The organism is Ktedonobacterales bacterium, assembly GCA_036557285.1.
GTDB lineage: Bacteria > Chloroflexota > Ktedonobacteria > Ktedonobacterales > DATBGS01 > DATBHW01.
Map to the genome: position 1 here is coordinate 15,548 of DATBHW010000019.1, position 13,191 is coordinate 28,738.

Here is a 13,191-nt window from a genome sequence, read left to right on the forward strand (position 1 = left end):
AAAGAGCAATGGCTGAGAACAATCTAACACTGGCTCTCTGGCTTCATGTCAGCGATCTGGAGCGATCAGTTGGGTTTTATCGTGACACGTTGGGCCTGAGCCAGATAGGTACCACCGCCGATTGGCCCGGCTTTGCGCTGGGCCAGGCGCGGCTCTGGCTGCGCCTGGGGCCAGAGACAACAGCGGCAGCGCCTCTGCCTGCATGGGGCGCGCTGCTGCTGCCGACGCCAGAGGGCATCGAAGCGCGCGTCCACGACCTGGAAGCGCGCGGCGTCAATTTCAGCGCCCCGCTGGCCGAAACGCCCCAGGGACGGATCGCCCAGTTCCACGATCCCGACGGCCACACGCTCTGCCTGTGGGAAGCGCCTGCCGAACAGGCGACGCCGAGTGAGGCTCAGGCAGCGGCCAGCGCCCAGGCCGCAGAAACAGCGCGCCGCACCCAGGAGATCACCCGGTTACTGATTCAGGCTGAAATCGCTAAAACGTCCAGGAACTACACCGACGCGGCGCGGCTCTATCGTATGGCCCTGGAAGCCGGACCAGAGCAGGCAGGCGCCTGGGGCAGCCTGAGCTATGTCTTGAATCAACTGGGCAGCTATACAGAGAGTCTGGCGGCAACGGAGATGGCGCTTGCGCTGGACCCAACTATGCCCGAAGTCTGGGCCAATCAGGGCAGCGCGCTCTACTCCCTGAAACGCTACGAAGAGGCGCTGGCCTCCTATGAACGGGCGCTGGCAATCTCCCCGGCCACCGCCGAGTTCTGGGTGAACAAAGGCGCGGCGCTCACGAGCCTGCGACCCTCTGAAGAGGCGCTGGAGGCATATGATCGCGCGCTGACGCTGAATGGGCGTCTGGCATTCGCCTGGGGCAATCGCGCCTGGCTGCTGACCCTGCTGGGCCGCCATGAGGAGGCGCTCGACTCGGCAGATCGGGCGCTGGCGCTGGGGATGCGCGCGGCAAACGTGCTGGACACCAAAGGCTACGCGCTGGCGGGGCTGGGTCGCTATGAAGAAAGCCTGGATTTTTACCACCAGGCGCTGATCCTGGCTCCCGACGACCCCGAAGTCCTTGCCCACGAGGCTGCGGCCCGCCAGGCAATGGGGCAGGAAGAGTAGGCTCTGGAGTTACTCCTCTCGCTTGTCACAGAGATGGTTTACATCATGGTATAATCTGTCACAGTTCACCGAGAATGAGCAATATCGCTGCAAGTGTGACGAGTCTTATACCTCTGGAGAAGGGGCATTGAGTAAAGACAGCATTACCAACTGTGACAACCTACCGCAGCGAAAGACGCTGTTTATGGCGCTGGGTGGCTTGCCGGAGACCGCCGTAAAAAATAGCGAATGGCTCTATATGCTCGCTGAAGAAACGCGCCAATCGCTCTCTATCGAAGGGTATTTTGCAACTGAGCAGGAGCTAAAAGCTGTGTTGAAGGGGCGAAAAACGGCCCCTGAGATTCTCAATTACCATCGCACAGCCCAGAGCCTCTACGACCTGGCTTCACAATACTATTACGAGGGTGAACTGCGACTAGATATGTCGTTGGTACGGCATATCCACAGCGAGCTATTCCGCAATTTGAGTGAAGAGAGGGGCAGCTTTCGCAGGAAAAGCATCCAGATTCACGGCGCTAAAGTACGTCCCCCGGAATTTGATGTCAATGAATATATGCGCGCCTGGCTCCGGCTGAGCCTGGACTTACTGGAAAGCTTACCTATTCTTTCTGCGCTGGCACGCATTCACACCTTGTTCGAGAGCATTCACCCGTTTGAGGATGGCAACGGCAGGGCTGGACGCATTATTCTGAATTACCTGGCGGTAAGCAATGGCTATCTCCCCATCATTATTAAAGGTTTCCAAAAAGAGGAGCGGGGTCGTTATTACCGCACCCTTGAAAGTGCTGATCAAGGGTTCCACCAGGGTTTTCCTGAGCCTCAGCCTGAAGCATTGAGGAAGCGGCTAGAAAAAGGGGACTTTGGGCCACTAGAAGCACTGCTCTGCGAGAGTCTTTCACCCTGGTTGGATAAGATGATCATCACCAATCTGGAACATCGAGAGCCACTCATGGAGTTCAAGGAGCTTGCCCCCAGGCTGAACGTGCAGGAGAGTACGCTGCGCCAGTGGGTGCATCGGGGCAAACTGATCGCGGTCAGGCGCGGGAAGAAGCTCTACAGCCACCCCCGGCTGTTTCTGGAGTGAACGCCTGGCTCAATGGGCGGCAAGAATCGCATAGATGGCGAAAAGCGACCCCAGGATCAGCAGGGCAAAAACCAGCGTGAGAAACATTTTGGGTACGCCATCGGTGCGCAATTTTCTGGAACGGGTCGAAGGATAGGCGCCGGTATGCCCGCTGGTCGCCATGCGTGGGAACGCGCCCGTCGCGCGTGGGATGCCGCCAGAAGTCGTTGGGCGTGGGCCGTTGTCCTGGGCGAGCGGGCCAGAGGGGCGCGGCCCCTGCGCCTGGGCGGGGCGTCGGTTCAGGCGCATCTCTTCGCCAGCGCACCAGCGCACAGCCCGGCAGTTGGGGCAGCGGGGAAAGAGTTCATACGGCTGACAGAGATGGAAATCGCCATAGTATCGTTCGCCGATCCTGACGCGATCATAGCGGCGAATCTGCTGGCTCTCGAACACGGCGGTGCATTCCTGGCAGCGCAGCAGCAGATATTCGGTCCAGTCGGGGGCCGTACACCTGGGGCAGCGATCAGTGCTGGTCCGGCGTTGGTCAGGCGGCACAACCCAGATATGGCCGCAGCGGTGACAGACACAGCGGCGTCCTCCGGGCGCGCCATCGGCGCGGGGGAGGCGCTGCGGCATATCCGCGCCCAGCAGCCGACCATCCTCGCGTAACCGGGCGGCCTGCTGCATCGTCAGGTTATAGACAAATCCCCCCAGGGCGATGACAGCCCCCACGCCTGCATCGAGGCGCGGAAAGGTGACAGGTACCTTCGTTTCCGTCGGTTGGGAAGTGGTCTCGGCTTCTGCTGCGGTGGTTGGCGGCTTCTCGCCGGAAGTCTCGGCTTTGTCGGGGGTTGGGATGCGCCCACTGGAGGTGGTAAAGCCCCGCCCATTAGCGGAGCGATAGAACGTCAGCGGTTCCTCATCATCCCAGACGGCCCGGCGACTGATGCCATGCGCCAGATCATAGGTCTTGCGCTTGCTGGGATTGGTCAGCGTCTTATAGGCTGTTAAGAGCAGACGCATGCGCTCTTCAGCATCTGATCCAGAATACACATCTGGATGGTACTTTAGGGCCATGCGCTTAAAGGCCGCCTTGATTTCTGTGGCATTCGCGCCTGGCTCCACGCCCAGAAGCCCGTAATAATCTGTTATCTCATCCATCATGCGTGCGAGAAGCCCTCAACGCCCGCGGGCGATGTCCGGCGCCCTGGCAGGCACACCATCGGGCGAACCAGTCATCCTTGCGGCGCTCACTCGTTTTCTGAAGTATACACCACAATCACGAGTCGGACAAGAGCTATACTCAGCAGACAACTGCTGGCATAGCTTGTGCGGAACCCCCACAGGCAGCGCCTGTGGCGCCTGCTTTACACTCTTAATGTGAACAACAAGATAGGATTATTATACGACGCCATGCTACAGTAAAGATAGGGAAGTGACACCTGCGCTTTCAAGGGATACATGGAGGCTCAAGCAACCATCAGGTGTCGTTACCCGCGTACCAGTCAATCCGTTATAGAGACTATGGAACGGCAGCCATCCAATGACGCCGTTCTCGAAAAGAGGCCCGTCGAGGGCGCGGAATGAAAGAACCATGTTAACACTACCTATCTCTTCATCTTCACTCCTATCTGGTATTCTTTTTGGCATGCTTTTTGCCTGGTTTCTCGCGGCGGCAGCGATGACCTTCAGGGCAGGGATGAAAGGGACGCGCACTATCATCGTGGCGCCAGAGAAAGTTCAGGCCGTTCCTGTAAAAGAAGCGCCGCCGGATCAGGTGATCTCCTCTGCGGTGGCCCGCGCGCCAGCCGTAGAGGAAACGCCGAAGCCGCCGACTGAAGGATCAGCGCCGGTCCCCCTGAGCCGGGGGGCGATACGTCGGCCCGGAGACTGATTCGTCGCAGCGAGCGCAGAGAGCAGATACGATTTTCTGAAGTCATCACTCGTTGCGGGGCGCAAACAAACGCGCCCCGCCTTCTCTTTTTTTGTGCGGACTCATCCTCAAGATACATGGCTGTGAAGGAGTGTAGTATGGCTCGTCCTGTAATCGGCATTCCCTGCTATGCAGGCAAACGCGCGGGCGCCCTGCGTCCGCTCTATGGAAACAACCGCGCCTATACCAAGGCCGTCGAAATGGCTGGCGGCACGCCCGTCTTAATCCCCCATTTCGATGATCTGGCCGACCTGGAGCCGCTTTGCGCGCGGCTGGATGGTCTGCTGCTCCCCGGCGGTGTTGACGTTCATCCGCGCGCCTACGATGAAGAGCCGCATACCCTGCTGGGCGCGGTGGACCTGAACGAAGATCGGCTCGAACTGGCGCTCGCCAATTATTTTCTGGAGATGGACCTGCCGATCCTGGGCATTTGCCGAGGCATGCAACTGCTCAACGTCGTGGCGCGCGGCACGCTCTATCAAGATATTCACGCCCAGCGTCCCAACAGCCTCAAGCACGCCTGGACCGGCAAGCCCCGGACATATCGCGCGCATAGCATCACCATCGCGCCTGGCACGCGCCTGGCAGACCTGCTGGGTACGGAACCGCTGATGGTCAACAGCTTCCATCACCAGGGCATCAAGACCCTGGGGCGCAACGCGATTCCCTCGGCAACGGCTCCCGATGACTTGATTGAAGGCATCGAGTTCCCCAACCATCGCTTTGTTGTGGCGATCCAATGCCATCCCGAAGAACTGGCCGTTGCCGGGGACGAGCGCGTGCTGCGACTCTTCCAGGGCTTTGTCCAGGCGGCCACACGCCCAACCCCTGCCACCTACCGCGTAGCAAGTTAAGCTGCCAATTGTTCTCAGGACAGACAGAGGCCGTCGGCATGTACCGACGGCCTCTGTTCTGGCGCAAGAGCGGTCCCTACGCGCCTTGCCGCTCCTGATATGTCTCCAGCATTTTGTCGAGGAACGCGCCATCTTCCTTGCCAAAGAACGGGGGATAAGGCGTTTGCCCGCGCAGGTTGGCCGAAGTCATCTTTTTCACGCCCTCCAGCACATCCGTGTCACCGCGTGTGAACTGCTGAATCATGCCCATCCATTGCCCGGCGAGCGCCTGCGCCTCGGAACCGGCAGGGTCTTGACTGCTTGCCACCAGGCGCTTCAACTCTGCAATGAGCGCGGCCCACTGCTGGTTGGCGCGTTCCTGGTCGGCTTCCGTCCAGTTCTTGCCCCACTCGGCCAGCTTCTGCCGCGCTTCCTCGCTATACGATTGTTTGCTCAATTCCTCCATCTGTTTCAGTTGTTCGTCGGTAAAGTACTTCTTACGCCAATCGTTGGTCTGTTCCATGTGCATGACCTGAATCACATGAATGATCGCTTCCCAGTCATGGCCGTTGCCTTGCAGCAGGGGTTCTGTCTCTGAAATCGCCTGGATGACGCTCTCAAGCCGCGCGCGCTTTTCCTGCATCATCGCCTTTTGCAAGGCCAGCGTCTCTTTCAGCGAAGTTGGCCCCACCTGCAAGCAGTATTTAATCTCCTCCAGCGCGAAGCCCAGAAACTTCAGGGCCAGAATCTGTTGGAGGCGAAAGAAATCCGCGTCGGTATACAGGCGATAGCCAGCCTCCGTGTGCGCGGATGGCTGGAGCAGGCCCAGCCGGTCATAAAAGCGCAGCGCGCGCACCGAAACAGCGGCTTTCTTCGCAAACTGGCCGCTCTGGTAAAAACGCTGATTCAGGGTCTTCCTCCTTTCTGGAGGAAGTATAAATGGTGACGTAACGTCAGGGTCAAGGCTTTTCCAAGGGGACTCGCTAGAGGAATACATCAGCATGCACGCCGAACCGCCGCGCCAGGTTTTTTGCAATCTCCTTGCTGATAGATCGCTTACCGCCGAGAATATCTGAGATTCTGTTCTGTGGCGCGCACTCAGCCAGGTCTTCCTGCTTCAATCCATGCTGCTCCATCAGGAAGCGCAGCACCTCGCGCGGCTCTGCTTCAGGGATCAGGATATGTTCTTCCTCGTAGGCTTCCACCTGATCGGCAAAGTAGTCAAGCACATCAGCAAGCGGGTGTTCCTCGTTTTCTGCCACCTCATCCAGCAGCGTATCAATCAGCGCGCGTGCCTGCTGGTAGTCCTCTTCAGTACGAACCGAAGTGACCCCAACGAGTTCACGAAACGCCCCCCATGCCTCAACAATGGCCTGGGGCGCTGGTAGTTCTTTGTGTGTGTATCCCATCAGGTTTTCCTTAATATACCAAAATGGTCGCTCACCAGACAAGAAGCGGGATCGGTTGTTCCGATCCCGCTTCTTGTCTGGTGAGCGACCAGGGACTCGAACCCTGAACCCGCTGATTAAGAGTCAGCTGCTCTGCCAATTGAGCTAGTCGCCCTGGCGTCAACGCACATAAGTATAGCATAGTGGCAGCGCAGCCGTCAAGGCTTCCTGGCACACGCTTGCTAGCTCTCGAACCACCAGCGCGAGCGATCTGCGGCGAGCGCCAGCGCGCCAGTAGTGGCAACGCTCAGCGTGCGAATAGCCCCAGGCGGCGCGGGCGCAGGTGGGCCGGTGCTGCGCGTGGAGGCTGAGGTCGGCGTGACGACGAGCAGCGTCGGCTGGGCTATTAAGAGCAGTTCGGCCAGCACCGGCTGTCCGGCTGGCGCGGCGTTGGCAGGCAGCGCGATCTGCGCCACGTCGGCGCGCAGGCCAGCGCCATTGGTCATCAGCGCCCCCAGGGTTGTTTCGGTGGTCTCGCCCAGGAAGAGGACGCGCAGACCAGGGCTGGTGAGCCGCAAGATCAGGGCGTTGGCGTCTTCGTCCGGCTCGTCCTCTGACAGCACCGGGCCGGGCGAAAGCGCCTGCAAGATAACCCCCGGTTCAATCTGAATGGTCGCTCCCTGGCGAATCTGCCGGTAGGGGATGCCACGCTGCGCAAGCTGGGCGCGCCAGGAAGCATACGCCGCGCTGGGGTGGAGCATCCCCGCGTCTGCCGCTTGATTGATGTGATAATGCCCCAGCGCATCGAGCAGCCCCAGCAAATGGCCGTCGCGCGGATTCGTCAGCAGCGCCAGGTCAATCGTGCGCTGCCAGAAAGGCAGCCGCTGGCCCAGCGCCTCTTCGAGCGCCGCCGGATGATCGCCGCCATCCAGCAGAACCGTATGCCCGGCAGGCGTCTGAATGAGCATCGCCTGACCGCCCGGCCCGACATCCAGCCAGGTGATATGCAGCCGACCATCGGGAAGCGTAGCAAGCGTCGTCACGCTTGCAGCGGCAATGAGAAAGGCGGCTGCGGCTAATCGCCAGCGCGCCTGAACTCGCCGTCTGTGGCCCTGCTGCGCTCTGGTCAGGAAAGGCTTCTCGATAGGTCTGGTGGTTTTGGGCCGGGTAAGGAGCCAGGCGATCACCATCCCCAGGCCAATCTCATACAGCCAGGCCATCTGAATATCCAGCGGCCCAACCGAGAGGCTGGAGAAAGGCAGCGCCGCTGATTGCGCGATGATCTGATAGACCAGCCAGAGCAGCGGCCAGCCCAGCCAGCCGACCGCCGCTCCGACTATAGGAACAACCAGCCCCGGCAGCCCGATCAGCGCGCCCATCACCAGCAAGATCCCTAACAGCGGCACAGCGAGCAGATTCGTGAACGGCGCTACAAGAGAAAGCTGGCCGAAGTTGATCACCTGGATGGGCAGGGTGGCAAGCTGCGCCGCCAGCGTCACGGCAAGCAAGCTCGCGCTCATTCTGCCAGCGGGGACACGGCCCAGGAAACGCCCCAGCCACGCCGCCAGAAACGGCGTGATCAAGACGATACCCAGCGTCCCCAGCAATGAAAGCTGAAAGCCCACGTCCCAGAGCACATAGGGCGACCAGGCGCTCATCAGCAGCGCCGCAAAGGCGAGCGACGTATACAGGTTGTAGGAGCGCCCGGCGCGCGGGGCGATGACCAGCAGCGCGCCCATGATGCCCGCGCGGATCGCCGCTGGACCCGCGCCGCTCAGCACGACATACGCGCAGATACCCGCCAGCAGCGGCACAATGGCCCAGCGACGGCCCAACAGCCGCGTGGCAAAAGCCGCCAGCAGGCCGCTCAGCACCGTCACCTTGAATCCCGATGTCACGATCAGGTGAACGGTCCCCGACTGCTGGTAGAGCGCGTACTGCGAGCGCAGCACGCTCGTCTTTAATCCCAGCAGAATGCCGATCAAGAGCGAGGCTTCGGGTTCGGGCAGCGATTGACTGATGGCCTGGGCAAGCCGCTGGCGCAGGCGAAAGAGCCAGGCCAGCGCCGGATTCCCGCCGCCGCGCTCCAGAATGCGCAGGCGCGGAAACGTCATCGCCGCAAAGATGCCTGCTGGCGCTGTCACTGCATGGGGAGGCTGCGCGGCTTCAGTGGAAGACGACGCGCCAGAAATGGGAGCAGCGGCGGGAGCGCCGACCACTGGCTCCAGTTCCCCTTGCAATTCAACGCTGTCGCCGTATTCCGGGGCGTAGGGGCCATTCGCGCCGAGCGCGATCACCGCCACCGAGCCATGCACATCTCGCCAGGTATGCCCATCATCCAGGCTCAGGCTGCTGGCATCCACTTCCAGCAGCGTGCTGCGCTCGCGCAGAGCAGGTTCCGCCCCAATCTCGCCGCGAATGACCACCGGGCCGCGCCCAATGAAAACGCTCACAGCAGCGGCATCGCCTACAGGGCTGGCAAGCGTGAGCCGCGCCGCGCCTAGCGCCAGGCACGCCAGCAGCAGCAGGCTCAGAGTCAGCCAGCGAGCAAGAGGCGCCGGACGACCGAACCGGCGCATCAGGACCGCCAGCAGGCCAGCAGCCCCGGACAGCACGAGCAGCGGCCAGAGCGGCAGAGCCGCCAGGCTTGCCAGGAGGATGCCAGCAAGCCAGGCAGCCACCAGCGCCACTAACAGCAAGCCGCGCAAATCGGGCAAGGCCGCCATCGAGGGCGGCTGGCTGGCAGACAAAGATGGCTGCACCGGGACGATCAGGCGCTTCGGCGGGCGATTCTGGTCATTCAACATTAGTGTTGCCCGCCGCTTAGACGGTGATAAAGTCTTTGATTTTGTCGAACGTTGTGCGGCTCATCACGTTGAGCAGTTGGGTGATGGTCGTATAAGGGCCGTGCGCGTCACGATAGTCAACAATCTTCTTCGCTGTCGTCAAACTGATCGGCAGCAGGGCGTCCATATCCTCAGCAGTAGCTGTATTGATATTGACCTTGCCGGGGCCGCCATCGGCGAGGCCAGAGGGAAACGACTGGCCCACGCGAGGCACAAAGACCTCTTCGCCATCAGCCACATACGCCGCCTGGTTGATACGAGCCAGGTCAGCGTCTTTCGTTAGCCCGCCTGCCGCTGCGATGAGCTTATACACGCGATCACCGCTGCGCAGCACATACACGCCCGGATGCGCCACCGCGCCCACGATATACGCCTGAATCTCGTCAGATTGCGCAATCGTCGGCTGAGCAGCAGAAGCGTCCGGCAGGCGGATGACCACCACCAGCGCGGCAACCAGGCCCAGGAGCAAGAGCGGCGCTGCGATGCGCGCCAGCCTTCGCTGGCGCTCTGCCCGCCGATAGCGCCTTGAGCGCGCCAGGGGTCGCTTCGCGGCGGGGGCATCATCGAAGAACGGGGGATCAGCCGGAACAACCCTCATCGGCGCGGATGCAGCAACCGTCTCCGGCTCCTCCACATCCTCCAAACGGGAAGGCGGCGCGCCATCGGGATCGCCCGGCCACCAGGACCAATCATAGTCAGAAGGTATGTGCTTGCCCATGCCAGTAACCACCCCCAGCATCAATTTTACGCCCGATTGTAAGCAGAAAGCTGGCGAGTGTCAAGGGTTGAAGGGAGCTATCAGGAAGGATGGGCTGATGAGAGGTATAGGGTTGGTTTTTCTCAGCCGAACAAGGAACTGCTGAAAGCACCTATTGCTGCCGGTAGCCCGATATGCGCATAATAAGGGCAGGCGAGAATAGAAAGGAGCCTTTATGTCCAGGCCAGAGATTATCTCAGACCCGGAAATCATGCTCGGAAAACCTATGATTGCCGGAACACGCATCACCGTTGAGTTTATTCTTGAGCAGCTTGCCGCAGGTGAGACTATCGAGCAGATTATGGATGGGTATGAACTCACCCGCGAACAAATCCAGGCGGCCCTCCTCTTCGCCGCTGAGTTGGCGCGCATTGACACCATTCACCCCATCGAGCCAGCTTCAGTATGATAGAAGAGCTTGAGGAATGAGCGGATTACTCGCGCAGCGCCTCAACCAACTCTCGCAGGAAAAGCTCAGCATCCGTCACCAGACCGGCGGCCTGGGTCGTACCACGATCAGCCACTTTGATGACAACCGCCGGATTGATGTCTACCATCACGGTCTTGACTGTGGCAGGCAGGATATTGCCGGTGGCGATGGCGTGCAGCATCGAGGCGACCATGATCGCCATCTCGACGCCCTCGATAGCCCGGCGCATCTCGCGCTGCGCGGCGACCATATCGGTGATGACGCCTGGCATCGGCCCATCGTCGCGGATGGAGCCAGCCAGCACCAGATTGACGCCATGCCGCAGCGCCTCGTAGGTCAGCCCCTCGCGGATCAGCCCAAGCTCCATCGCTCGCTCCAACGAGCCAGCCCGGCGCACCGCGTTGATGGCGCGCAGGTGGTGGCGGTGGCCGTGTTCCACTGCTTCCCCGCTCGTCAGATTCACGCCCAGCGACGTGCCAAACATCACCGACTCCACGTCATGGGTGATGATCGCGTTACCGCCAAAAATCACCTGCACATAGCCCCGGCGGATCAACTCAGCGACATATTTACCCGCGCCGGTATGGATGACCGCTGGCCCCAACACAAAAAGAATCTTGCCGCCCTGCGCCCGTGTCTGGCGCATCTGGCGGGCCACTTCCTGAATTGCCAGCACCTTCGTGCGCTCGGAACTGACCTCGCTCTGCATAAAGGCAAAGAACTCGCGGTGACGCGCCCGCTCCAGCGGGATCACCTGAATGCCGCCGTGACCAACCACCACCTCATCCCCCACATGCACCTCGTGCATCGGGCAGCAGACCGCCCGGCCCGCTCCGCGATCAACGACGATAGCCACATCCATCTCGATACGCTCGACATCTATCCAGCGGCCATTTACCCGCACCTGCGTCGGCAGATTCGTCGTCGAATAGAAATCATCCGGCAGCACCCCTGCCTGCTCAACGCGCTCCGTCTTCGCCTCCTGCTGGCGCACAATGGTCGCGCCAAGCTGCTGAAGCTCGGAGAGCAGCGCCTGCAATATCTCGTCATCGGGGGCAATCACCTGCATCCGCGCGTAGCTCTGCTCGTCCTTGCGGCGGCCCACGCGCATCTCCTCCACCTCAAAGTTGCCCCCCAGGTCCATAATCGTATCCCACACGCGCGGCAGAATCAGTGAATCAATAATATGCCCACGCAGTTCAATCGTCTCCGTTGCCATAACATCCCTCACACACAAAATTGAAACGGCGGATAGGCGTTGCAGCGCCTACCCGCCGTCTGGTTCATTATCTGGTTGGCGGTTGCCCCCGCGCCTGGCCTTATTTCTTAATTTTCACCGCTGTGATGAAGTTTGCCGCCAGCGTCGTGAACTCTTCACTTTCATACGCCTCGATGTTCCCTTCATCACAGAGTTTGGCGATCAGCGGGTCAATGGGGATTTGCGCCAGCAGAGGCGAGCCGGTGGTATACACCAGATCGGGGCCGTTGCTGGGGCCAAAGACCTCCATCTGTTCGCCGTTGGGCATCCGCATATAGGCCATATTCTCGACTACGCCAATGACCTGACCTTTGAGTGTTTTGACCATATTGATGCACTTCTTGACGATCATCGTCGCCAGCAGCTGCGGCGAAGAAACGATCACCACGCCCTCAACCGGAATCGCTTGCATCACCGTCATCGGCGCATCCGACGTGCCTGGCGGCAGATCGATCAGTAGATAGTCAAGCTGGCCCCAATCCACATCGGTGTAAAACTGTTTGATCGCGCTCGAAATCATCGGGCCGCGCCAGACCACCGGATCGCTTTCGCGCTCCAGGAACATGTTCATGGACATGATCTTGATGCCTGTGCGCGAGCGCAGCGGGTCAATGCCGCCCGTCTGGCTCTTGGTGGGCGATCCCTTGATGCCAAACATTTTAGCGATACTGGGGCCGGTAATGTCACCATCTTCGATGCCGACCTTGAAGCCCTGGCGTTGCAGCGAAACCCCCAGCAGCCCCGTCACCAGCGATTTACCCACGCCGCCCTTGCCGCTCATAATCGCCACGATATGCCTGATCTTGCCGCCGGTATCACCCGCCATCGGCAGGGGAATGCCGCGCCCCGTCGGCGCGCGTTTGGCTTCGGTCAGCACCGGCTGCCCGTTGGCCGCGCGGTTCAGGTCTGCCAGCAGCAGTTCCACATCCAGCCGATGGGTGCGCGCGCCACCAGCCACGCTTTCACGCGAACCGACATGGCAGGCGCTACAGGGCAATCCATGATTCTGAAAGACTTTTTGGGCTTGAGGATATTTTTGCACTACGTCATGAATAATCATATCCGCAGTGATGACTTCGGCCATAGATGCCTCCTGGCGACGCTCGCACAGCCCCAGCGCCGCGCTCCATCTTCAAGAATTGCTGGGGTCGCCTTTCCGCAACCCTGATAGCCTTACCCTGGAGAAGAACGTGAGAGCGTTCTCTCTTATTAATTCCGACTAATCTAGTCGCATTTATTATAGCATATAGCGGCCCGCCATTGCCCGGCGCTTGCGTGGTCCCATTGGCTTGCTCAAGGCTGCGCCTGCCGAAAAAGGTTCCACCAATTATCGGGGGTTGGCGCCTTGCAGCGCCGCCTTCCTGGCGGCTCAACGCTGGTAGCGCCGCCGTCCTGGCGGCTAGCCACCTGTAGCGCCGCCGTCCTGGCGGCTGGACGCTGCGCCAGGCGAGCGTTCGCCCCCCGGGCCACGGCGCCAGCAGGCCAACGCTGGCCGCCGGGACGGCGGCGCTACAGGTACACCGCCCCGCAGCCCCTGCCGCCGGGACGGCGGCGCTACAAGTGGCCCC

The 13,191-nt window shown here is 60.7% G+C and carries 13 protein-coding genes and 1 tRNA gene; 6 read left to right on the forward strand and 8 right to left on the reverse strand.

The genetic code is table 11. The features are described from left to right. The first annotated feature begins 8 nt into the window (after positions 1-8). Together VH599_06400 and VH599_06405 are read left to right on the forward strand one after the other, a co-directional pair. Positions 9-1,115 carry a tetratricopeptide repeat protein gene (locus VH599_06400; GenBank protein ID HEY7347934.1) on the forward strand — a complete coding sequence of 369 codons (1,107 nt, stop codon included), beginning with the start codon at positions 9-11 and terminating at the stop codon, positions 1,113-1,115. Between the two features lie 127 nt (positions 1,116-1,242). Next, positions 1,243-2,199, forward strand: a complete 957-nt coding sequence (locus VH599_06405; GenBank protein HEY7347935.1) for a Fic family protein — start codon at positions 1,243-1,245, stop codon at positions 2,197-2,199. A 9-nt stretch (positions 2,200-2,208) separates the two neighbouring features. On the opposite strand, the gene VH599_06410 is transcribed toward VH599_06405, so the two are convergent. Continuing rightward, positions 2,209-3,342 (reverse strand): J domain-containing protein, encoded by a 1,134-nt coding sequence (locus VH599_06410; protein ID HEY7347936.1) that lies wholly within the window; start codon positions 3,340-3,342, stop codon positions 2,209-2,211. Positions 3,343-3,772: 430 nt separating this feature from the next. On the opposite strand from VH599_06410, the gene VH599_06415 reads away from it, so the two are divergent. Further along, complete coding sequence (locus VH599_06415; protein HEY7347937.1) at positions 3,773-4,072, forward strand: hypothetical protein; 300 nt, start codon at positions 3,773-3,775, stop codon at positions 4,070-4,072. Between the two features lie 137 nt (positions 4,073-4,209). Then, entirely contained in the window at positions 4,210-4,965 is a 756-nt protein-coding gene (locus VH599_06420) for a gamma-glutamyl-gamma-aminobutyrate hydrolase family protein (protein HEY7347938.1), read from the forward strand. A gap of 76 nt (positions 4,966-5,041) precedes the next feature. Here the strand turns inward: VH599_06420 and VH599_06425 are convergent, their stop codons facing one another. The 5 genes from VH599_06425 to VH599_06445 all read right to left on the reverse strand — a co-directional run bounded on the left by VH599_06425 (position 5,042) and on the right by VH599_06445 (position 9,917). Continuing rightward, entirely contained in the window at positions 5,042-5,947 is a 906-nt protein-coding gene (locus VH599_06425) for a MerR family transcriptional regulator (GenBank protein HEY7347939.1), read from the reverse strand. Next, positions 5,928-6,353, reverse strand: a complete 426-nt coding sequence (locus VH599_06430) for a helix-turn-helix domain-containing protein (GenBank protein HEY7347940.1) — start codon at positions 6,351-6,353, stop codon at positions 5,928-5,930. Before VH599_06430 ends, VH599_06425 begins: the two co-directional genes overlap by 20 nt. Before the next feature lie 78 nt (positions 6,354-6,431). Continuing rightward, positions 6,432-6,507: transfer RNA gene (locus VH599_06435), tRNA-Lys, on the reverse strand. 67 nt (positions 6,508-6,574) lie between these two features. After that, positions 6,575-9,139 (reverse strand): ComEC/Rec2 family competence protein, encoded by a 2,565-nt coding sequence (locus tag VH599_06440; protein HEY7347941.1) that lies wholly within the window; start codon positions 9,137-9,139, stop codon positions 6,575-6,577. A gap of 16 nt (positions 9,140-9,155) precedes the next feature. Beyond that, positions 9,156-9,917, reverse strand: coding sequence for a helix-hairpin-helix domain-containing protein (locus tag VH599_06445; GenBank protein HEY7347942.1), 762 nt, complete (start codon positions 9,915-9,917; stop codon positions 9,156-9,158). Between the two features lie 193 nt (positions 9,918-10,110). On the opposite strand from VH599_06445, the gene VH599_06450 reads away from it, so the two are divergent. Then, positions 10,111-10,344, forward strand: coding sequence for a DUF433 domain-containing protein (locus tag VH599_06450; protein HEY7347943.1), 234 nt, complete (start codon positions 10,111-10,113; stop codon positions 10,342-10,344). A 25-nt stretch (positions 10,345-10,369) separates the two neighbouring features. Here VH599_06450 and VH599_06455 read toward each other — a convergent pair whose 3' ends face one another. Next, positions 10,370-11,584, reverse strand: coding sequence for a TIGR00300 family protein (locus VH599_06455; GenBank protein ID HEY7347944.1), 1,215 nt, complete (start codon positions 11,582-11,584; stop codon positions 10,370-10,372). A 100-nt stretch (positions 11,585-11,684) separates the two neighbouring features. Beyond that, the gene (locus VH599_06460) at positions 11,685-12,707 is read right to left on the reverse strand and encodes a P-loop NTPase (protein HEY7347945.1); all 1,023 of its coding nucleotides are present in this window, start codon (positions 12,705-12,707) and stop codon (positions 11,685-11,687) included. A gap of 261 nt (positions 12,708-12,968) precedes the next feature. On the opposite strand from VH599_06460, the gene VH599_06465 reads away from it, so the two are divergent. Further along, positions 12,969-13,191 (forward strand): hypothetical protein (locus VH599_06465; protein HEY7347946.1); only part of this gene is annotated, 223 nt, incomplete at its 3' end.